This window comes from Vibrio sp. Vb339 (genome assembly GCF_902751245.1).
Taxonomy (GTDB): domain Bacteria; phylum Pseudomonadota; class Gammaproteobacteria; order Enterobacterales; family Vibrionaceae; genus Vibrio; species Vibrio coralliirubri.
In genome coordinates, this window is the sequence record NZ_CADDIS010000002.1 from 845,638 (window position 1) to 867,243 (window position 21,606).

Consider the following 21,606-nt stretch of genomic DNA (forward strand, 5'->3'; position numbering starts at 1 on the left):
AGATTCAAGATACAAAAAAGCCCCTAATGATTAGGGGCTTTGAATAAATTTATTGAGTCGCTTTCGAGCTTATAGCTGCGCTATCAAGGTTATAGCTCAGTTTCTTCGATAAGCTCTTGAACTGGGGATGCGGGTTTGTTTTGAGCAAAACCGCGCAGGCCAACAACATGTACGTGTTCGTGATCTTTAAAGACCTTACGAACCAGTTTGTAGGTTGTGCCTTTCTCTGGGCTGATATTCTCTGGTGCTGCAATCAGAAGTTGCATACCTAAACGGTCACACAGTTCGAACAAGGTAGAGATGGATTTCGCATCCAGACGAGCTGCTTCATCAAGGAACAACAAACGACATGGAACGATGTCTTTGCTACGAAGTCGACGAGACTCTTCTTCCCAGCTCTGAACAACCATCAGTAGGATAGACTGACCGGTACCGATCGCTTCACCCGTAGATAGAGCGCCCGATTCCGCTTGTAACCAACCGTCTGAACCACGGTTAACTTCAACACTTAGCTCTAGGTAGTTACGGTAATCAAGTAGCTCTTCACCCAGAACTTGCGGAGAACGTTGACCCATATCGATATGTGGGTTCACACGTTGGAACAACTTCGCCATCGCTTCTGAGAAGGTAAAGCGCGTTGATTCAAACAAGTCTTTGTGCTGCTCTTGCTGAGTCGCTAGCCCTGATAGCAAGATCTCGTGACTTTCACGAATCTTAACGTTCAGACGCACGCCCTTAACCTGGCCAAAGTAGATGTTAGACAGACCTTGGTTCAGCATTCGAATACGGTTCTGCTCGCGCTGAATCGTTTTCTTGATGATGCTTGCTACCGACTCAGAGCTGATCGCCAAGCGGTTTTCACGTTGAGTCAGTTCTTCTGTTAGTCGAGCTAGCTCAACTTCCATCTCTTCGATTGCTTCTACCGGATCATCCGTATGAATGATGTCTTGGCGAATACGCTCACGAAGGTGTTGGTAGACCGCAATGTAGAACAGAACCTTACGCTCTGGATGTGCGTTGTCTTCCGATAGACGCAGCGAGTCACGTAGGTCGTCATTGTCAGCCACAGCCAGACGTAGCGCACCCAGTGATTTATCCGACATAGAGCGAAGCTCGCCCGCCGTTAGGTAAGCCAGTTCACGCTTGTGCAGACGACGTTCAACATCATTTTCACGAGCTAAGCGAAGTACTGAACACCAGCCAGCTTTTGCTGCAACAACGAAAGTACGAAGCTCTGTGTACTCTTTTTGAACTTTCTTAAGACGCTTAGCCAGTGCTTTCATCTCAAGTTCAGTTGACGTAATCGTACGCTCGTATTCACTCTTACGGCTACGAGATGTGTGTAGACGCTCTTGAAGTTCGTCACGACGACGTACAGCACGCTCTTCAGCGCCTTCATCAGCGTTTACGCCAAACTCTTGTAGCTCTTGTTTGAACTCTTGAACCGTTTCTTGCTTCGCTTGATGTGAGCTCTTCAGTGCCGCCAATACTTGGTTGTATTGGTTCATCTGTTCGCGAGCTTGCTTCAAGCCATCACGGCCTTTGGTTCTTGCTTGTTCAGCTTGAACCAATTTCGCTTTTAGTTGCTCGCTCAGTTCACTGCTCTTGTTAAGCAAATCAACAGAATCCGCGTACGCAAAGTAGTGACGACGCTCAATCAGATCAGACAGTGCGAACACTTTGCCTTTTAGCGTTTGTAGCGCGTTGTCTGCTTGACGATATTCGGCTTCCAAAGCTTCGAATTGCTCTGGGTCAGCGTCTAGTGCAGAAACAATTTGCTCCAGAGAAGTAAGCGCTTTGCCATGAGTGTTCAAGTAAGACTTAGCTTCGCTTAAACGCTCTAGTTGCGCTTCTAATTCCGCTAAGCGCTCAGCCAATGTTTCGTCTTCTAAAATACGAACCATTGGCGCTAATTTGTCTAGTGCACCGAGTGCCTGCTTGCTTTGTAGAAGCTGGCTACGTTGCTGCTGCTCTTTAGAGTTAAGCTCAGCCAGAGAACGAACAATTTGATTACGCTTATCACGAATCGCAGCAAGTGCTTGTTCTGGGTCTGCGTTAAACGCAACGTGCAGGTGCTTCGCAACAAAGCTGTTGAATGCTTGGTATAGGCGATTCAGCTTTTGAGAGTCAAACGCTGCTTTCGCGTGGTTCTCAACAACAACGTCACGCTCTTCGCGCAATTTCTCTAGACGCTGTTCACGAGCCGCACGGCCAAACAGTGGGATCTCAGGGAAACGAGAGTAACGCATTTGGCGATCGTTCAGCTGAACACACACTGCGCCTTCAAGTTCATCGGCATTGAATGAACTGTCATCAAACGCGTCGACATCGCCTTCTAGGATGTAAAGGTCTTCTGGACAATCATCAAGATCCACCAGCTTCTCTTTAATACCATCAAGATCAGAAACCACAATTGCGTGACGAGCTGGGCCGTACATCGCACTGAAGTACGGCGCATCACCAATCGTGATGTCATCGTAGATCTCAGAAAGCAGTACGCCACCAAGCGTATCCGCTAGGCCTTTCAGGCGAGGATCGTTAGAACCACCAGGAGAAGCTAAACGCTCAATCTCTTGCTCAAGTTCAGCTCGGCGCGTAGCCAACTGATCTTTTGCTACCGCTTGAGACTTTTCGTCTTCAAGTACTTGCTGCATTTGAGTCATCACCGCTTGGCTATCTTCTAGCTCAGCGTCGGTTTGATCTCTCAGTGCTTCAAGCGCATCGTTTGCCGTGATCCACGCGGGAGCAATAGACTCAAGTTTTTGAATCTCTTGGTCGTGGTTTTGTTGTACACGACGTTGCTCACTCTTCGCTTCACGCAGCTCTTCTTGAGCGTACTCAAGAGACTCGATCTGCATAGCGTGACGTTCACGTTCTTCATCGAAAACCGCTTCGTCAGTCAGTGATATGTTGTGTTGCTTTTGGTATTCAGTCGCTAGCTCTTTTGCTTGACGCTGCTGAGCCACATCACGAGCCATATCGCGGTGCTGAGCACGCCACTGTTGTTCATTTTCAACAACGTGTTTTGCGTTACGGCCTTTCTCTAACGCTTGTTTAGCGCTGTAAGAGGCTTCTTTACGCTCAACGTCACCCACAATACTTTTAACAAGAGCGAGCGCTTTGTCGAACTGCGCAGAAGCAGCAGAAGACATGTCTAGTTTGTGCTTGGTCGACAGTAGCGTTTGAGTGCTTGATTCTTCTTGTGCTTTTAGCTCAGAAACCAGAGTTAGTGCGCTTTCTGCCGTAATAGATTCATCACCAAGTAGCTGCTTAGTTTTCTCTAATGCTTGAACCGCTTGCTGGTATTGAAGCGCACGAGTCTGCTGAACATCCAACGCTTGTTGGTAGTCAGCAAGCTGAGTTTTCAGGCTATCTACTTCTTCTTCAGTGATGGTTGCCTGCTCTTCTGCAAGAAGTACTCGCTCTTGAGCTTCTTCAACCACCATCATCTGCTCTTCTAGACGCTCGTTAAGCTCTTCTAGATCTTCACTGTAGCGAGCAATTTTCTCTTGCTGACGAAGTGCAGTTTGAACCAGTTGAAGATGATCCGAAGCCGCTTGGTAATCTTGCTCTAGTGCTGATTCTTGATCGACAAGTAACTCTAGTTCTTCTTGAACGCGGTTCAACAAGTTGTTTTGATCAAGTAAGGTTTCACGAGAGCCAAACAGTTCACCACGGAACTTCATGGTTTGATCAAGCTTGTTACGACGATCGTTGGCATGGCGCATGTAGTCCGCAGCCACGTAGTTGGTAGATTCAGTGATCAAGTGCTTGAACAAGTCACGATCCGACTGAGTCGTCTTGATCGCTTCTAGCGTCATACGGTTTTCGCGTAGTGCTGATTCCATGTCTTGGAATGCTTTCTTCACGCCACCATTTTGCGGTAGAAGGTAATCACGCAGAGAACGCGTAATCGCACTAGAAATACCACCGTATAATGATGCTTCAATTAAACGGTAGAACTTAGAACGGTCGCTGCTGTTACGCAGTTTCTTCGGTACCACGCCGTATTCAAACATTTGCGAGTGGTAATCAACAATCGAAGAGAAGGCCTTAAAATGCGCGCCTTCGTATTGTGCAACCGCCGCTTTCACGTCGTTCAACTGACATACGCGAGCGTGGCTATCTGAAACGTTCTGAATCAACACATCCGTTGGTTTCACATGGCTTGGAAGGCCTTGGATAACAAACGGTTTGATGTCGACTTTCTTATCACGACCCGCAACTTGCTGCAGTTTTACTGCAAACAATAGACGCTGATTACGAGAGTTCACAACATCTAGCGCGGCATAACATGCGCCAGGCTGAAGCTTACCGTAAAGACCTTTATCACGAGATGACTGCGAGCTACCCGCTTCCGTTGTGTTACGGAAATGCAGAAGGCTTTGGTCGGGGATCAGTGCTGTGATGAATGCCGCCATTGTGGTCGACTTACCTGCACCGTTACCGCCAGAAAGCGTTGTAACCAATCCATCAATATCAAAAGTACGCGCAAAGAAGCCGTTCCAGTTGACCATGGTTAATGATTGATACTTACCTCTTTCAATCATGCTTCACCTTCTACTTTTGTTTGTTCGCCATCGTTTGACTCAAGGTCAAAGTCAGCTTGATCGTTAAAAATGTCTTGTTGACCGTTTTCGTCCACGTCTACTTCTGATACGGCTTCCGCTTGTTCTTCATTCAACAAGCTACCTTGGTTAGGCTCTTGGGTATGCACCACAGCTTCACCATCACGGATAAGACGTAATTGCGCTTCTTTCATATCATCGCCAACACGAACGTCAGCGCCAAAACGGAATACCGCTTCGCTGATACGGAACTTGCCGGTTTCACCAATCGCAATCAACATACCGATACGGCGTAAGCGGCGTAGAGAAGTACGCACTTTTTCAAAGAGCTTTTCTTTATCTAAATCAGAACCAGACGCACGGTTGGTTGCTAGCTTCATGAGTTTTTTCTCATCCGCTAACGACATCAACTCATCAAACAGTTCTTGGTTGGTGAAGATACCTTCATGAGCAAGACGTTCTGGGCTTAGGTATAAGAAACACAACACCTTGCCAACCAACATGTCGAGCTCAGACAACACACTGCGACCAATTAGAGACGTAGAGCGCGGACGCAAGTAAAAGAAACCTTCCGGCGCTTTTACCAGTTCCGTATTGTAACGTTGATAGAAATGCTGAAGCTCAACTTCAAAATCAGACAGTAATGCGTGGTTATCTAGATCTTCTGTTGAAACATGCTTACCTGAACGCAGCATGCTGTCTAGCGCAGGGAACAGTGGGTTCGCTATCGCTTTTACCAGTTTCTCTGGCATGTAATCATCAGTACTTGTTAATGACATTTGCTTGTACCTTTGCACCGAAATCGTTGATTGCCTGCCAATCTGGCTGAATAGCCTGATAGTCAGACTCTGAGTAACCTAAGCGCACGGCTTGGTCGACAACAATTCTGGCTAAATCAAAATGGTGTGTGCGAGGGTGTGCAGCGAGGTAATCGCGTAACACAAGGCCAAGATCAATTGGCGCGCCTTGCTGTTTGTGAGCTTTTAACATCTCTGCAATTCGATCTGAAAGCAGATCATTCACTTGCTCAAATTCTTCGTATTCTACGTCGATTGGTGCTTGGCCCGTTACTTCGTCATCACGAAGTACTAAGGCTTCATCACGCAAATCGGTAAGCTTTTCAGCATCGGCGTAGGTCAATAACCAAGGCGCATCAAAGTAGTCGGTAACCGACTGACGCAAGCGTTGGCTAAAGGCACGGTTTTTATCCATATCAATCGCGGTACGAATAAACTTGTGAACATGTCGGTCGTAGCCGATCCATAAATCGATGGCTTGTTGACCCCAACTGGTGATTCGGTCTAGCTTCATCTGCAAGCCGAACAGGGTTTCGCCAACGAACTCGAGTTCATCGTCACCGTAAACAATTTCTTGAATATCGAGGATCTGTGTTTGCAGTTCATCACCCGCCGCCTGCAAGGTGTCTTGCAACTCTTTTAGCGTGGACGAGGTTTCTGAAAGCAAGGTTTCACAGTTGTTGATCGCCTCTCGCCAATCCTTGTTTAAAAGGTCGGCAATTTGCTGTTTAACGGTTTGCTGCTGCTCATCCATAACACGTTGGTTAAGATCAATCTGATCGAAAATTTCACCAACAGAATACTTGAGCACGCCGTAAACATTCTTTCTCCAATGCCCTGGAGTTCCGCCCTTTTGTGCAGCTTCAATGGCTTTTGCCATCTCGTCCGCAACCATAGAAAGCTGGATAGACAGTTTTAACTTAGAGAACTGACGGTGGCGTAAGTAATAATCTGAAATACCAATCGCCAGTGGTGATAAGCGATAAATACTCGCACCATCGGTGATTTCGCTGGTAAAGCGGCTAATCAACTTCTGTTTAACTAACTCGTTGATGGCATTGTTGGCACGAAACGCGGACGCTTCGCCAGTATCTTCAAACAGTCGAGTGACGATGGTAAATGCATCGTGTAGTTCACCCTCGCCCAACTCTTCATCGAACCTTTCATTGCTTAGTACTGCGATAGCAATCAAAAATGCTAAGCGCTCTGGTGGCAAGTTTAATGAAAAATCATGCTGCTTGACCCAGCCCACCAACTCATCAATTGGCTGCTCTTCGGCAGTTTGAGTCATTTCACTCATTGTGGTTCCTGTTACTGTTCTTCGTCATATCGAATGTATTAGATATGACGCCTATTTCTTTATGACGCGGGCTTCTTACGATTGCATAGCGCATGTTGTGGCTTCTTTTACCACATTCACCGCTGTTATTGCGCAGGTTTTTGAGCCCAAACGTGAATATAACGGCCTAGTGACAGATATGGCTCTTGGCGACATAGCTGTTTTTCCAGTTCCAATACATCTTCAAATTGGTAATCGCCCATGTACTCCATATTACCTATGTAGTCACTGAAAGAGCGAATGCCTGATTTACCACAGATTTCTAGACCAGCGTCTTCTATCCATTGATAAACCTCTTCCGGTTTCAAGCCTTTTTGTGGTTGCAGCTTAAACCGTTTTCGATGTGGCATCCCATTCAATACATGAGGAATGTTGCCACAAATCACATTTTTCAGGACTAATCCGTGGTGGTTGTAAAACATTATCGAGGCAACGCCACCCGGTTTAACTTGTTCAAGCAATAAATCAAGCGCCTCTTTAGGGTCGGCTAACCATTCCATTACGGCATGAAACATCACAAAATCGACTTTTTCATCGAGATGTTCTGCGACTTTTTGTACTGGTGAATGAATAAATCGATATTGCTCTAGCAAACCCGCTTCGCTGATACTTTCTTCTGCGAGCTTCAGCATTTCAGAAGAGAGATCACACAGAGAAACGTTATGCCCAAGCGACGCAATTTTTTGCGACATCTGTGCAAGGCCACCTCCAGCATCAAGCACATGCAGCGGCGAAGCTGATTGCTCAAACTTGCTCAAAGCTTGTTCTAAATCTTCCCATACGATGATCTGACGGATCTCTCCTTTGTCAGAGCCGTAAATATTTTTTGCAAATTTGTGGGCAATATCGTCGAAATTACGGTCTTCAGTCACGGCTACTTGAGTTATTATGTCCTATCGTGCCTGCTATTCTGTCACAGGAATTTCAGGAATAAAGAGGCGATGTCTCTTTTTACTACTAAGTGATGTTTTTTCGGACTATTCGGATATGTTTGAGCTGAAAAAAGTAGTGTCTTCGCTATTGATGCCACTGCCAGCAATGTTAATTCTCGCTTTTCTGGGTTTAGCCCTAGTGATGTTTACTACCAAAAGGAAGACTGGTTGCCTAATCACCCTTTCAGCCCTATGTGGTATTTTCCTAATCGCTTTCCAACCAGTTTCTAGTCAACTTTTAATGCCAATGGAAAGGCAACACACCGCATTTTTACCTGTCGATGAAACTGTCGATTATGTGATGGTTCTCGGAAGTGGTCACGTCGTAGACGACCAAATTCCACCGACATCAGAACTTAGCCGCACCGGCCTGATGCGTTTAAGTGAAGGGATTCGTATTCTACGTCTTTATCCTGGTGCAAAACTTATTTTGTCTGGCTATGGCGGAGCTACTGAAGTCAGTAATGCAAGAATGATGGCTAAAGTAGCGCTAGCTCTTGGCGTCGCAAAGCCTGACATCATTCTGCTTGAAACAGCAAAAGACACCTGGGAAGAAGCCCGTCAAGCCGCTGCATTCGTTAAGAATAAAAGAATGGTGTTGGTGACTTCAGCGAGCCATATGACTCGCGCACTGAACGAATTCAATGCTGCTGGCATGAAACCACTGCCGGCACCAACCAACTACCTTGCTCAACAAGGGGTTTTGCAACCTTGGAATAAGTACATGCCAAAGGCGATCTATCTTGAGCAGACTGAGCGTTACTGGCACGAAACCATGGGATTGGTTTGGCAAAGCCTGCGTGATTGGCTTGATACAAGCAATAACATTGTTGAAGAACCGGTTATTCCAGAGGCTTCCAGCTTAATTGAAGATGACGGTGAGGTTTCTGCGGCCCAGCCTCAGTAAACCGATTGAATCTTTAAGCTCATCTGATCAGACAGAGTCGCCAAATATATTTATAGATTCTCTGGTCGTTAACAATAAAAGCTAAGTAATAAAAAAGCCGAGACATCAATGATGTCTCGGCTTTTTACGTTTAAATGTCGTTGTTGATTAATCACTCCCGAAGGAAATCAATCACCAGCGAACATGTAACCTTCACCGTGAACCGTCACAAAGATTTGTGGGTTCTTAGGATCGAACTCCATTTTTGCACGCATACGACGAATCAGTACGTCGATAGTACGGTCATTAGGCGCGTCCACTCGGTGGCTGATCATATTCAGAATACGTTCGCGGCTTAATACTTGGTTAGGGTAAGAAGACAAAGCCACTAGCAGTTCGTATTCTGCTTTGGTCAGTTTCACCGGTTCGCCGTTTTTGCTTAACGCACGACGAGGGATATCAAATGTCCACTCACCAAAACGAACCACAGACTCATCTGATGTTTCTTCGACTGTGCCCGCAGCTGTTTTACGAGCGGCAGAAATACGCCAAAGTAGGTTTTTAACTCGAACTAATAACTCGCGAAGTTCGAAGGGTTTAGTAACGTAATCGTCAGCGCCCATTTCAAGGCCAACGATTTTGTCGATGCTATCCGTGCGTCCAGTAACTAAAATAATTCCAATGTCTGATTGACTGCGTAATTCGCGAGTTAGCATCAATCCATCTTCGCCTGGTAAGTTGATGTCCAGCATAATAAGGTCAACGTTGTTTTCTTCTAACACGTTTCTCATTTGAGCGCCGCTTTCTGCTTCGCTCACTGTGTAACCCTCGTTCTGGAAGTATCCAACCAGTTTACTGCGGGTTACCACATCATCTTCTACGACTAATACGTGATAGCTCATCTACACCACTTTTCTTATTTAATAGTTTCAGTGACTATTCTATTCATAACTAGTAACAATTCTAGTGGTACAGAAGATAAAAGCCAGAAACATGGATTTTTTTTGATACAAGACAATCTTAAACCTTGCTATTTATCGTCCATCGCAATTCAATATAGGCATTACTACTAACGAGTAACTTTGCGTTTCGCAAATAACCTTGTTATTCAGCCTTGGTGTGCTTATGCCCAAGTGATTTCAAGATGCCTATAAGCAACATCACAAGACTAAGTCAGGATCTAACAAATGAAAGATACGAAAGCGTTCAACGAGCAAAGAGCAGAAATATACTGGTGGCTATCAAGCTTATTTGCCAAAGAGCTCACTCAAGAAGAACTCGATCACTACCACTCTGTTGAAATTCGTTCTTTCCTAACTGGTTTAGGCGAAAATGAAACACTAAAGCCAGCGATTGATAAGTTAGTGGATGCGCTGAACCGTCTACAAACACGTGAAGATGCCCAGCTAGAACTGTCTGCAGACTTTTGCGACCTTTTCTTAAAGACAGATAAACACGGCGCTCTTCCTTACGCTTCTATGTATATCGGCGAAACTGGCCTTTTGAATGATAAGCCAGCAAAAGATATGGAAGAGATCATGGCTAAGCACAACTTAGTCGTGAACCAAGATCTAAAAGAGCCAGCAGACCACATTGCTATCGAACTCGATTTCCTTGGTAACTTGATCATTCGTTCAAACGAAACGGATATTGAAGAAGAGCTAGAGAATTCATTTGCCATTCAACAGCAGTTTATCGAACAACAATTGCTGACTTGGGTACCAAAGTTCAACGTGAAATGTCATGACGTTGATGAATTCGGTTTCTACGCTAGTGTCTCATCTTTGCTACTCGCATTCTGTCAATTAGACACTCAATATTTAGCTGGTGAATAGCTTATTGGATGACTAGGTAAATAAATTCAGTAGAATGTGACAATTCACCCGGATTTCTGGGTGAATTTTATTGCGAGTAATTTCTAGTCAGTCTAAAATTGTGACCGCAAACGATAAAATATGAAACATTCACGAAATGCTATGCTTATTAAAGTTCAGAGCATTTCGGTGTTAAGACAAGCCGCTCAATAGCGGTTTTTTGTTTTTTAGCACTTTAGTACCCAAAGAGCCCTACAAATTTAAGCTCTTAATTAGGTAGCTTAACGGCTACTTTATTCCGTACTTTGGGAAAGTAGCTTCTAATAGGATAAAACCATGGCCACTATAAAAGATGTCGCTCGCTTAGCCGGCGTATCAACAACAACCGTTTCTCACGTAATCAATAAAACTCGCTTTGTTGCAGAAGCAACTCAAGAAAAAGTAAACAAAGCCGTAGATGAACTGAACTATGCACCAAGTGCTGTTGCTCGTAGCTTGAAATGCAATACAACACGCACTATCGGCATGCTAGTGACTCAATCAACTAACCTATTCTTCTCTGAAGTTATCGATGGTGTTGAGAGCTACTGCTACCGTCAAGGTTACACTTTGATCCTGTGTAATACGGGCGGTATCTATGAGAAGCAGCGTGACTACATTCGAATGCTTGCAGAGAAACGTGTAGATGGCATCTTAGTTATGTGTTCTGACCTAACTGAAGAACTAAGAGAGATGTTGGACCGTCACGCTGACATCCCTAAAGTTATCATGGACTGGGGGCCTGAGAGCTCTCAGGCTGATAAGATCATCGATAACTCAGAAGAAGGTGGCTACCTAGCAACCAAATACCTTATTGAACGCGGTCACTCTAAGATTGCATGTTTAAGTGGCCACTTAGACAAAGCAGCATGTGTTGAACGTATTGCCGGTTACAAGCGCGCACTGAACGAAGCAAAGATTTCTGCTGATGAAAATATGATCATCGAAGGCAACTTTGAGTGTGATACGGCTGTTCTTGCTGCAGAACAAATCGTTGAGATGGAAGATCGTCCAACGGCGGTATTCTGCTTTAACGACACAATGGCACTCGGCCTAATGAGCCGCCTACAAGAAAAAGGCATTCGCATTCCAGAAGATATCTCAGTGATCGGTTACGACAACATCGAACTCGCTGAATACTTCTCTCCGCCGCTAACGACCGTTCACCAACCAAAACGTCGTGTTGGTAAGAATGCATTCGAAATTCTATTAGAGCGCATCAAAGACAAAGACCACGAAAAACGCGTCTTCGAAATGCACCCTGAAATTGTTGAACGAAGTACAGTTAAAACGTTAAATTAATTGATAATTCGAGTTTAATTTCATCAAGCGCACCTTTAGGTGCGCTTTTTTTATCAGCAACTATAATGAACCTTTATGCATAAACGAAAGATCATTAATTGAAGCAATGTCACATTTTGAAATATCAACTGTGAGCTTCATTCAACAAAAACTTTATTCTATTCAATCAGTCACGCACAGGGCAAACCACTCGAAAGAGTGAGACGCAAAGCTTCCGGCCTAAACCACTCGTTGGTATGGTAGCGGGGTTACCGATGGCAAAATGCAGTAACTACTAATAATTTAGTAATTTACGGCTTATTGACAATTTAATTGCAACATTTTGCTAATCTCTCGGACCTGCTTATTTGGTGGCGTAGTTCAAATACACCGAGATAAATAACATGGATAAACCGATACTAAAGGACTCGATGAAGTTATTTGAGTCCCTAGGAAAAATAAAATCACGCTCAATGTTTGGTGGCTTCGGTCTTTTTGCTGATGACACTATGTTTGCTCTGGTTGTAAATGACCAGCTGCACATACGCGCAGACAAAGGCACAACGAAACAATTCGAACAACAAGGGTTTCAACCGTACGTCTACAAAAAACGTGGTTTCCCTGTCGTTACTAAATATTTCGCTTTACCTGAAGGCCTCTGGCAAGACCAAGAGAAAATCTTGCAGCTTGCAACCACGTCTCTAGGTTTTGCTAAAGAAGAAAAAGCTGAGCAGTCTTCTGCTAAGCCGACCCGACTCAAAGATCTGCCGAATCTTCGACTCGCTACCGAGCGTATGTTGAAAAAGGCAGGGATCGATTCTGTAGAACGTTTATATGAATCTGGCTCTGTAAACGCATTTAACGCCATCAAAGAATCGCATGCGTCTTCTGTCAGTATTGAACTACTTTGGGCGCTAGAAGGCGCGATCAATGGTACACATTGGTCTGTTATACCGCAGCAGCGTCGCGAAGAGCTTATCAATCGCGTCAATTAACTTTGTCAGTGCAATCAATATACATAACTAAGCCGCATTTACTGCGGCTTTTTTTATATCTGGTGAAAGTTAATCTATGCTTTGCCTGTCTATCTATACTATCGGTATGCATTGAAAATTTAGAGGAAGTATCAATGAGTAAGAAAATGATATTGGGTATTGTGTTGGTCGTAACCATCGTGTTGTTAGGCATCAATTTCGGCCAGTACTTAACGCTTGAAAATGCTAAGGCCCAACAAGCTGTGTTGAATGACTACATTGACAGCAACTTTATAGCGGCTGCCGCTATCTATTTTGTCGCGTATGTCATGATTACGGCTTTCTCCATTCCTGGTGCCGCTGTTGTGACCCTGTTAGGCGCCGCGCTATTTGGCTTCTGGAATAGCTTGCTGCTGGTATCTTTCGCAAGTGCCATCGGTGCGACCTTAGCCTTCTTAAGTAGCCGTTACCTGTTGCGTGACTGGATTCAAACCAAATTTGGTGACAAATTGGCGACGATTAACAAGGGGGTTGAAAAAGACGGCGCGTTTTACCTGTTTTCTCTGCGTCTGATTCCTGTATTCCCATTTTTCCTTATCAACCTATTGATGGGTCTAACACCCATGTCAGTGAGTCGTTACTACCTTACGAGTCAAATCGGGATGTTACCGGGGACGGCGGTTTTCTTGAATGCTGGTACTCAGCTCGCAGAAATTGATTCACTTTCGGGCATCGTCTCCCCTTCAGTACTATTGTCATTTGCATTATTGGGGATATTCCCAATAGTGGCTAAATGGTTGATGGGTAAGTTTCGCTCAGCACCCGTAGCTGAATAATGTATATAGCAGAATAGTTTATAATATCTAAATAACACAGATAGCCGAATAAGGTTCTATTTCAATGAAAATCTTCAGTGCATCGAATCCGACAGAAGCTCATATCATCTGTGGATTGTTAGAAAGCGAGAATGTTGCCTGTGAAGTCCGTGGTGAGGGGTTGTTCGGATTAAAGGGGGAAATCCCATTCACTGAAGAAACTGACCCTTACGTATGGTTATATGAGCCAGAATTGGCCAGTAAAGCTCGCATGCTCGTAAATGACTACCAAAAGCAGCAAGATTCGATCATCTATGAAGAGTGGCGTTGTGGTGAGTGTCATGAAGTCAACGAAGCGCAATTCGGCTCGTGCTGGCAGTGCGGTGCCGCCTCACCTGAATAACAAGGTTTCAGTGACTTTATAGAGCGATTCGGTCAGATACCTCCTCCAAATAAAAACGGGAAGCTAAAGTTAGCTTCCCGTTTTTATTTCAATTCGATTCAACCATCATCTTTGTTTTCGCGTCTAGAAAATCACTGAATTTGTTTTTGAATAAACGCAATCGAACGCTGATTAAACTCTTCAGGGTTTTCCACGTTACACACGTGTCCACAATTCGGAATTTCTACTAGCTCACTCGACTCATGCGCTGCGACCATTTCTTTTACAGGCTTAATGAACATGTAGTCACGTTCGCCCATTAAATAAAGAGTTGGGATCGGCAATTCTCTGTCTTTGAAATACTTCATCAATGGGTTTACATCAGCCGTTAAGATAAACCAACGCTTAAACTCTTTTTGACACAGCTTTTTAGCTTCGCGGATAAAAAGATGACGAGACTCTTTTTGGCTTTTTTGTGGCATCACAACATAAGCAAAAAGGCTGTATAACCACATGTAAGGAATGATGTGCTTGCTGAGGTTACCCAACTTGATTAACACTTGAGAGCGAGTGTTTAGCTTGGTGACAGCGCCACCCAGTACCATTGAACGTACACGGCCAGCCGCTAACTCGGCAACGTTACGCACAATAATCGTGCCCAAAGACATGCCAACGAAATGTGCAGATCGGATCTTAAGATGGTCTAACACTTTAAGAATATCAAGCGTCACCGATTTGAACGTATAACGATTCGAAATCAGCCCTTTAAGTATATTGTCTGATTTACCGTGCCCTCTCAGATCAATGAGAAGTAAGTTGAAATGCTGTTTATACGCTTTGATCTGCTTGAACCAGATGGAGGAGCTGCCTCCTGCGCCATGCACAAATACAACCCACTCATCGCTCGTAGGGTGAGTAAATGTTTTATGAAATAGTAAACTCTCAGACATACCTATCGCTTTAATTATTGGAATGGAGCTATGCCTCATCACGAGGCGATGACTAAGGATATCACGCTATTAAGAACTTTAAGTGATAATAGTGTCAAACCTATCATTAGTCATGTGAATACCTACCTCACCTTTTCTACCTGACTAAAATGAGTTTGCAAGCTTTGTCTTCGTAAACGTGATGTGCTCTGACCAGGAAACAAAAAGGCACTCTACAATTAGAGCGCCTTCATTTAGTACGAGCGGTTGTTGCTCGCCAGCTAATTTTAAAACTAAGTCAACAAGTTAAAATGCTGAATGGTACATAGCTAGGTATTCTTTAGCCGCATCTTCCCAACTAAAATCTTGCTGCATCGCATAAAGCTGAACACGCTTAATTTCAGATGGGTTTTGTGCGTAAAGCAGTAATGAACGATGTAACACAGCTAATAACGCTTGCGGTGTTGGCTCTTCAAAAGCAAACCCAGTCGCGACTTCAGGATCCTGATCGTAATCATTCACGCTGTCTTTTAAACCTCCCACAGAACGAACAATCGGCAAAGTACCGTAAGCCATGCTGTAGATTTGGTTTAAGCCACACGGTTCAAATTCCGAAGGCATCAAGAAGAAATCAGAGCCTGCTTCAACCAAGTGCGCAAGTTCATTATTGTACGCTTCCACGAACGAGAACTTATCTGAGTGAAGCGCTGATAGCTCTTTCAATTGACTCGCTAAAACCGGATCGCCAGTACCGACAATCACGATCTGCAGATCATTTTTCAAAAACTGTTCGATGATAGGCAGTAAGTAATGAACACCTTTTTGATTCGTCAAGCGACAAACCATGCCATAAACCGCGCAGTCGGCAACGGGTAAACCTACATCTTGTTGCAGTTTTTGCTTACAAGCTGATTTTCCGCGAGCCATGCTGTGCTTGGTCGCTTTGTATTTACGAGGTAGGAAAGCATCAGTTTCCGGATTCCAAGCCCCGTAATCACACCCATTCAAAATGCCGAACAGATCAGCCGATCTGTGTTGGAATTCTGCAGCCATACCGTGGCTACCTAATTCCGTTTTCAACTCTTCTGCATAGGTAGGACTTACTGCGTTCACTTTATCCGCGCACATCACGCCAGCTCTTAGCATAGTGACATGAGTGTCACTCACTGAAGCTTCAGGCGCATGGTAACTGTGCATCTCTGGCAGGAATTGAAGTTCATCGTATGCGAACACACCTTTGAAAACCGCATTGTGAATCGAGATAACACTGCGCGTATTTTCAAAGAAATCGTGTTGTTGGTAACGCGATTTAAGCAAGAAAGGTACGAAACCAGTATGCCAGTCATTTGCATGAATGATATCCGGTTGGAAGCCAAGCTTAGGAAGCATATCAAGACAGGCTGCACTAAAGAACGAGAAGCGCTCTCCGTTATCAGCATAAGCTTGATTGTTTTCTGCGTACATTTCCGGGCGGTCGAAATACTTGGCACATTCAATACCAAAAACTGGAACGCCTTCTACACTCAGTTTTTTAACTTGATAAGCCGTATGAGGCCAATGATCGAGTTCAGTCGATAAAATAACTTCTGCTGAATCAATGTTTGGAATGTTTCTATATGCGGGGATAGTCACTCGAACGTCCTGTTCGAGTGTTTGCAACGCTTTCGGCAGTGCCTTGGCTACATCAGCCAAGCCACCACTTTTAATCAAGCCTTCAACTTCAGACGCTACAAAAAGTACAGAGAGAGTCTTAGTAACCAACTCGTGCTCCTTTAGAAATCACTACTACACCATCGTCAGATACGTGGTAATGCTTTTTGTCTTCTGTCAGATTTACACCAATCTGTGTACCCGGTGCGATATCTGCATCTTTATCAATGATAACGCGGCGCAAGATACAACCCTCACCCACTTTTACATCACCGAGTAAGATACTTTCGCTAATATCACACGCTGATGCGATATTGCTGCGGAAGCCCAGTACACTCTTTTCAATACGCGAACCACGTACATAACTACCGCTACACACAAGGCTATCAATGATCTGAATTCGACCATTTGCCGAATCAGTAAACGTAGCTGGTGGTAGTGGAGGGTAATAAGTGTGTAGAGGCCATTTACGGTTGTATAGCGAGAATGGCGCATCTTTCTTAAGAAGGTCCATGTGCGCTTGCCAGTACGCGTCAATCGTACCTACATCGCGCCAGTAAACTTCTTCTTTCTCACCAGTAATACGGTTGGTGCTGAAATCATAAACAAACACGTCACCACGTGGGAACATGTTTGGAATAATGTCTTTGCCGAAATCGTGTGTCGAACCTTCTCTATCAGCATCTTCCGTTAGTTCAGCAAAAAGCTCTTTCGCTTCGAACACGTAGTTGCCCATTGAAACGAGCGCTGATTCTGGATCGCCCGGAATCGACTTCGGATTTGCAGGTTTCTCTTCAAAGCCAATCATACGGCCGTCAGCATCAACCTCAATAACACCGAATTCTGATGCTTCAGCAAGCGGCATGCGCAATGCTGATACTGTTAGAGCCGCTTTCTTCTCTTTATGGAAATCAAGCATCTGTTTGATGTCCATCTTATAGATATGGTCTGAACCAAAAATACATACTTGATCAGGTTCTTCCAACTCCATAAAGCCCATGTTTTGGTAGATAGCATCTGCTGTGCCTTCATACCAACGCTTTCCTTTACGCATTTGCGCAGGAATTGGGTCGATAAAACGGTCTGTTATACCACTGATATTCCAGCCTTTTTTCATATGGTGGAACAGTGACTGTGACTTAAATTGTGTTAATACGTAGATCTTCATTAGATCAGCATTAACGAAGTTGTTCAAAGCGAAATCAATTAAGCGGTAACTACCACCGAAAGGAACCGAGGGTTTGCTGCGAGATTCAGTTAAAGGTCTTAAGCGAGAGCCTTCACCACCAGCAAGAATCATTCCCAATACACCAGCCATTTTATTCTCCATATATCTATAGCTTGTCGATGTTAGTACTCGTAGAGGTATCTTCCTCAGGGGGATGAGCACCAACACTTATTTCGGTATTTAGCGAATATCCATTCACATACAGTGACAATATCCTAAGCCAAACGTTGTTATGTGTGCACTATTCTTTGCACTTGGTTTTATATACGTTATCGACTTTTCGGCCGAATTCAATTTTTAATACGCCATTCTGTGGTACGTAAGCTGATTGCTTTCCTAAGACTTAAAGCAGCTCACACTACACCGTCCAGACGAAACATTACATTAACACCCGACACACATCAGGTATACAACTAAACGCTGATCTGTGAGTTACAATATTTTAATTAAGTTACATTCTCGTTAAAGTTGCATAAGAAGATATAATTAATTAACGCCATTTATTTCGCGGTGTGAATTTAATAAATTCCCGCCGACGAAACACCAAGTCAACAAGTTGCATAATTAGTCATATTGAGATCAAAAAAAAGCAGCCATTAGGCTGCTTTTTCATCAATAACGTTCAGTTACTTCTCTTTCGGCTTTTTACGCTTATCCGTAACTTCCCACTTACCGTCGATGTACAACGCAGTCCAACCGGACGGTTTTCCATCGACTTCAGTACGAACGTAGTTTTCTTTAGTCTTACGACTAAAACGAACCACTGTCGGCTTACCATCAGGGTCAGCAACTGGCGCTGATGCTAGGTATTGGAACTTAGGTGAGATACGGTCTTTAAAACGAACCAACTCTTCCACTAATGGTGCACGTGTTTCACGTGATTTAGGGAAGTTGCTCGCAGCCATAAATAGACCAGAAGCACCATCACGAAGAACAAAGTACGCGTCTGAATTTTCACAAGGAAGTTCAGGGAAATGCACCGGGTCTTCTTTTGGTGGCGCAACTTCACCATTTTTCAGAATCTTACGAGTGTTCTTGCAATCTTCACTCGTACAGTCCATGTATTTACCAAAACGACCGTTCTTCAGAACCATGTCAGAACCACACTTGTCACACTCAACAAGTGGACCATCGTAGCCTTTCACTTTAAATTCGCCGTGCTCAACCACATAACCTTCACAGTTCGGGTTGTTACCACATACGTGCATCTTACGCTTATCATCAATCAGATAAGCATCCATTGCCGTTTCACAAATAGGACAACGCTTTTTAGCTCGAAGTGCTGCTGTTTCAACGTCTTCTTCAAGCACGTTGATAATGCCTTCTTCATCACCAAGGTTGATTGTTGTCTTACAACGCTCTTTTGGTGGAAGTGCGTAACCAGAACAACCAAGGAATACGCCTGTCGAAGCAGTACGAATACCCATTTTACGGCTACAAGTCGGACACTCAATATCGGTTTCCACGATATGATTTGGCTTCATGCCACCAGCGTCTTCGTCTAAATCTGCTTTTTCCAAATCGCCAGTAAAGTCTTCGAAGAAGTTATCTAGCACGCCTTTCCAGCTTGCTTCGCCTTCTGCGATTTGGTCCAACTTCTGCTCCATACGAGCAGTGAAGTCGTAGTTCATTAGGTCGTTGAAGCTGCCGTCTAGACGGTCAGTAACAATTTCACCCATCTTCTCAGCATAGAAACGACGCTGTTCAACTTTTACATAACCACGATCTTGAATCGTCGAGATGATAGATGCGTATGTTGAAGGACGACCAATACCACGCTTCTCAAGCTCTTTAACTAGCGCCGCTTCAGTGAAACGAGCCGGTGGCTTAGTGAAGTGCTGTTTAGGGTCTAGCGCGATCAGATCAAGCTTATCGCCGATCTGAACTGCTGGAAGGATCGTATCTTCGTTCTTACCCATTGGACGCTGAACACGAGTCCAACCATCAAATTTAAGGATACGACCTTTCGCTTTTAACGTGTACTCATCGGCTTTAACGCTTACTGTCGTTGAATCGTATTGAGCTGGCGTCATTTGACACGCTACGAATTGATTCCAAATTAGCGAGTAAAGCTTGTGTGCGTCTGCGTCTACGCCGTTTAGATCTTCCGACTTAACATCTACACTTGAAGGACGAATCGCTTCGTGGGCCTCTTGAGCGCCCTCTTTGCTGCCGTATACAAGTGCTTTAGGTGGAAGGTATTGCGCGCCGTACTCCGAACCAATGTATTCACGAGCGGCTTCTACCGCTTCTGAGCTCAAGTTGGTTGAGTCAGTACGCATATAAGTGATGTAACCCGCTTCATACAGGCGTTGAGCCAGCATCATGGTTTTCTTTACGCCGTAACCAAGACGCGTACTCGCCGCTTGTTGCAGTGTCGACGTGATGTAAGGTGCAGACGGCTTACTCTTGGTTGGGCGGTCTTCACGTTTACATACTTCGTATTGCGCTTTTTCTAAAACGCTAACAGCAGCTTGTGTTTGCGCTTCATTTTCAGGTTTAAACGCAACACCGTCTTTCTGCGCTACTTGCAGTCTAAAATCGGTTTTCTCTGCTGTTTTAGTATCAGCATGCACATCCCAGAACTCTTCAGGGATAAAGGCGTTGATCTCGCGCTCACGCTCTACCAGTAGTTTTACCGCTACTGATTGAACACGGCCAGCGGACAGGCCTCGTGCTACTTTTTTCCAAAGCAGAGGTGACACCATAAAGCCAACAACACGGTCCATAAAACGTCGTGCTTGTTGTGCGTTTACGCCATCAATATTTAGCTCACCTGGAGTTTCGAAAGCTTGTTGAATAGCATTCTTGGTGATTTCGTTAAAAACCACTCGCTTGTATCGCGTTTCATCGCCACCGATGATCTCACGAAGGTGCCATGCGATAGCTTCTCCTTCGCGGTCCAAATCGGTTGCGAGATAAACATGGTCTGCGTTCTCAGCCAGTTTTTGCAATTCAGCAACGACTTTTTCTTTACCAGGTAGGATTTGGTAGTTCGCTTCCCACTCTTTATATGGATTGATACCCATCTTTTTGATAAGAGCTTTGCGATCTTTTTCTTTCTTGATACGAGCTTTGTCTTCTGGGCTCATACCCTTGGTTGAAACTGCAGCAGCCTTTTGACCAGTACTTTGACCCGCCGTTGGTAAATCACGTACGTGACCTACACTCGACTTAACGACAAAGTCTTTGCCAAGGTATTTATTGATAGTTTTAGCCTTGGCTGGCGACTCCACTATAACGAGCGATTTACCCATATTGACTCTAACGTCCTTAATCACGATGCTTCAGCACCAACAATTTAGCTTGTGGGCTTTTACGCATGATATTCTAAATTCATTGCTTCTTTTTTTACTATTGTGCGAGATTACTAGAAGATCAACCGCTTTTTTCAAAATTGGATCTGATCGCTCGACAATTCGACGACTCATAGATAAAAGGGTCACAATATAAAGAAGCTATAAAGTACTCACTAAGAATACTTGCAAGAGCCTATTCATCAGGCATTACGTCTAAACGGGCTCATACTAAGCTTGTCCGCGAATCTAACGCGAGCCCCATTCAATTATTTTTGCCGTAAATCACAAAATAAATTGTGGATGTTTGAAAAGACTCTCTTAATCGGTTGTGAAATCATTGAATTTCTAGTTCGACACCATAAACTCAACGTTATATTCAGTTATCAGAGATAAACTCATGACAAAGAAAGTAATAGCAGAATTTGATTTACTGCTTATCGCAAACCAAATTATCCAATCACATGATGACTACATTGAAGGCATGCGCGCAAACAGCGTAGTAGAAAAAGACGATGTACTCGTCTTCAAAGGTGAATACTTCTTAGACAGCAATGGAATGCCGACCGAGAATACAACCGCGGTATTTAACATGTTTAAATACTTAGCGCACCACCTTTCGAAAGAATTTACAATTCAGCAATAATTAAAAAGCTTGCCACTTAGGCAAGCTTTT

General features: G+C 44.2%; 16 protein-coding genes and 1 riboswitch. Of the genes, 7 read left to right on the top strand and 9 right to left on the bottom strand.

Annotated elements, in window-relative coordinates:
- Positions 1-89: 89 nt before the first annotated feature.
- The 4 genes from mukB to cmoM all read right to left on the bottom strand — a co-directional run bounded on the left by mukB (position 90) and on the right by cmoM (position 7,576).
- Positions 90-4,550 carry a chromosome partition protein MukB gene (gene mukB, locus HRQ85_RS12425; RefSeq protein WP_172379745.1) on the bottom strand — a complete coding sequence of 1,487 codons (4,461 nt, stop codon included), beginning with the start codon at positions 4,548-4,550 and terminating at the stop codon, positions 90-92.
- Positions 4,547-5,347, bottom strand: a complete 801-nt coding sequence (gene mukE, locus HRQ85_RS12430) for a chromosome partition protein MukE (RefSeq protein ID WP_061018447.1) — start codon at positions 5,345-5,347, stop codon at positions 4,547-4,549. The genes mukB and mukE overlap by 4 nt, the downstream gene beginning before the upstream one ends.
- Complete coding sequence (mukF, locus tag HRQ85_RS12435) at positions 5,328-6,665, bottom strand: chromosome partition protein MukF (RefSeq protein ID WP_172379746.1); 1,338 nt, start codon at positions 6,663-6,665, stop codon at positions 5,328-5,330. Before mukF ends, mukE begins: the two co-directional genes overlap by 20 nt.
- A gap of 125 nt (positions 6,666-6,790) precedes the next feature.
- The gene (gene cmoM / locus HRQ85_RS12440) at positions 6,791-7,576 is read right to left on the bottom strand and encodes a tRNA uridine 5-oxyacetic acid(34) methyltransferase CmoM (RefSeq protein WP_017063509.1); all 786 of its coding nucleotides are present in this window, start codon (positions 7,574-7,576) and stop codon (positions 6,791-6,793) included.
- Between the two features lie 115 nt (positions 7,577-7,691).
- On the opposite strand from cmoM, the gene elyC reads away from it, so the two are divergent.
- A complete protein-coding gene (gene elyC / locus HRQ85_RS12445) occupies positions 7,692-8,543 on the top strand; it encodes an envelope biogenesis factor ElyC (protein WP_172379747.1) in 852 nt (283 codons plus the stop codon).
- A 167-nt stretch (positions 8,544-8,710) separates the two neighbouring features.
- Here the strand turns inward: elyC and torR are convergent, their stop codons facing one another.
- Positions 8,711-9,424: a two-component system response regulator TorR gene (torR, locus tag HRQ85_RS12450; RefSeq protein WP_172379748.1), complete on the bottom strand. Its 714-nt coding sequence runs from the start codon at positions 9,422-9,424 to the stop codon at positions 8,711-8,713.
- A gap of 285 nt (positions 9,425-9,709) precedes the next feature.
- On the opposite strand from torR, the gene torD reads away from it, so the two are divergent.
- The 5 genes from torD (at position 9,710) to HRQ85_RS12475 (ending at position 13,848) form a co-directional block, all read left to right on the top strand.
- Positions 9,710-10,357 carry a molecular chaperone TorD gene (gene torD, locus HRQ85_RS12455; protein ID WP_172379749.1) on the top strand — a complete coding sequence of 216 codons (648 nt, stop codon included), beginning with the start codon at positions 9,710-9,712 and terminating at the stop codon, positions 10,355-10,357.
- 315 nt (positions 10,358-10,672) lie between these two features.
- Positions 10,673-11,677, top strand: a complete 1,005-nt coding sequence (gene purR / locus HRQ85_RS12460) for an HTH-type transcriptional repressor PurR (protein WP_017062096.1) — start codon at positions 10,673-10,675, stop codon at positions 11,675-11,677.
- A 170-nt stretch (positions 11,678-11,847) separates the two neighbouring features.
- Positions 11,848-11,933: riboswitch (cyclic di-GMP riboswitch) on the top strand.
- A 127-nt stretch (positions 11,934-12,060) separates the two neighbouring features.
- Positions 12,061-12,651 (top strand): TfoX/Sxy family DNA transformation protein, encoded by a 591-nt coding sequence (locus HRQ85_RS12465; protein ID WP_019820997.1) that lies wholly within the window; start codon positions 12,061-12,063, stop codon positions 12,649-12,651.
- A gap of 134 nt (positions 12,652-12,785) precedes the next feature.
- Entirely contained in the window at positions 12,786-13,466 is a 681-nt protein-coding gene (locus tag HRQ85_RS12470) for a TVP38/TMEM64 family protein (RefSeq protein WP_059020315.1), read from the top strand.
- A gap of 64 nt (positions 13,467-13,530) precedes the next feature.
- A complete protein-coding gene (locus HRQ85_RS12475; RefSeq protein WP_172379750.1) occupies positions 13,531-13,848 on the top strand; it encodes a putative signal transducing protein in 318 nt (105 codons plus the stop codon).
- Between the two features lie 131 nt (positions 13,849-13,979).
- Here HRQ85_RS12475 and HRQ85_RS12480 read toward each other — a convergent pair whose 3' ends face one another.
- The 4 genes from HRQ85_RS12480 to topA form a co-directional block, all read right to left on the bottom strand.
- Positions 13,980-14,777: an alpha/beta fold hydrolase gene (locus tag HRQ85_RS12480; RefSeq protein WP_017062100.1), complete on the bottom strand. Its 798-nt coding sequence runs from the start codon at positions 14,775-14,777 to the stop codon at positions 13,980-13,982.
- Between the two features lie 285 nt (positions 14,778-15,062).
- Positions 15,063-16,517, bottom strand: coding sequence for a glycogen synthase GlgA (gene glgA / locus HRQ85_RS12485; RefSeq protein ID WP_086969474.1), 1,455 nt, complete (start codon positions 16,515-16,517; stop codon positions 15,063-15,065).
- Positions 16,507-17,736 carry a glucose-1-phosphate adenylyltransferase gene (gene glgC, locus HRQ85_RS12490; protein ID WP_080582251.1) on the bottom strand — a complete coding sequence of 410 codons (1,230 nt, stop codon included), beginning with the start codon at positions 17,734-17,736 and terminating at the stop codon, positions 16,507-16,509. Before glgC ends, glgA begins: the two co-directional genes overlap by 11 nt.
- A gap of 524 nt (positions 17,737-18,260) precedes the next feature.
- Complete coding sequence (topA, locus tag HRQ85_RS12495) at positions 18,261-20,891, bottom strand: type I DNA topoisomerase (RefSeq protein WP_017062103.1); 2,631 nt, start codon at positions 20,889-20,891, stop codon at positions 18,261-18,263.
- A 439-nt stretch (positions 20,892-21,330) separates the two neighbouring features.
- Between topA and HRQ85_RS12500 the strand changes: the two genes are divergently transcribed.
- Positions 21,331-21,576: a YciN family protein gene (locus HRQ85_RS12500; protein WP_017062104.1), complete on the top strand. Its 246-nt coding sequence runs from the start codon at positions 21,331-21,333 to the stop codon at positions 21,574-21,576.
- Positions 21,577-21,606 lie beyond the last annotated feature (30 nt).

Excerpts from the sequence above, each read along its gene's own strand:
- HRQ85_RS12480 (WP_017062100.1), bottom strand. The coding sequence starts at position 14,777 with ATGTCTGAGAGTTTACTATTTCATAAAACATTTACTCACCCTACGAGC.
- HRQ85_RS12465 (WP_019820997.1), top strand. The coding sequence starts at position 12,061 with ATGGATAAACCGATACTAAAGGACTCGATGAAGTTATTTGAGTCCCTA.
- glgC (WP_080582251.1), bottom strand. The coding sequence starts at position 17,736 with ATGGAGAATAAAATGGCTGGTGTATTGGGAATGATTCTTGCTGGTGGT.
- mukE (WP_061018447.1), bottom strand. The coding sequence starts at position 5,347 with ATGTCATTAACAAGTACTGATGATTACATGCCAGAGAAACTGGTAAAA.
- topA (WP_017062103.1), bottom strand. The coding sequence starts at position 20,891 with ATGGGTAAATCGCTCGTTATAGTGGAGTCGCCAGCCAAGGCTAAAACT.
- HRQ85_RS12475 (WP_172379750.1), top strand. The coding sequence starts at position 13,531 with ATGAAAATCTTCAGTGCATCGAATCCGACAGAAGCTCATATCATCTGT.
- mukF (WP_172379746.1), bottom strand. The coding sequence starts at position 6,665 with ATGAGTGAAATGACTCAAACTGCCGAAGAGCAGCCAATTGATGAGTTG.
- HRQ85_RS12500 (WP_017062104.1), top strand. The coding sequence starts at position 21,331 with ATGACAAAGAAAGTAATAGCAGAATTTGATTTACTGCTTATCGCAAAC.
- torR (WP_172379748.1), bottom strand. The coding sequence starts at position 9,424 with ATGAGCTATCACGTATTAGTCGTAGAAGATGATGTGGTAACCCGCAGT.
- torD (WP_172379749.1), top strand. The coding sequence starts at position 9,710 with ATGAAAGATACGAAAGCGTTCAACGAGCAAAGAGCAGAAATATACTGG.
- HRQ85_RS12470 (WP_059020315.1), top strand. The coding sequence starts at position 12,786 with ATGAGTAAGAAAATGATATTGGGTATTGTGTTGGTCGTAACCATCGTG.
- purR (WP_017062096.1), top strand. The coding sequence starts at position 10,673 with ATGGCCACTATAAAAGATGTCGCTCGCTTAGCCGGCGTATCAACAACA.
- mukB (WP_172379745.1), bottom strand. The coding sequence starts at position 4,550 with ATGATTGAAAGAGGTAAGTATCAATCATTAACCATGGTCAACTGGAAC.
- elyC (WP_172379747.1), top strand. The coding sequence starts at position 7,692 with ATGTTTGAGCTGAAAAAAGTAGTGTCTTCGCTATTGATGCCACTGCCA.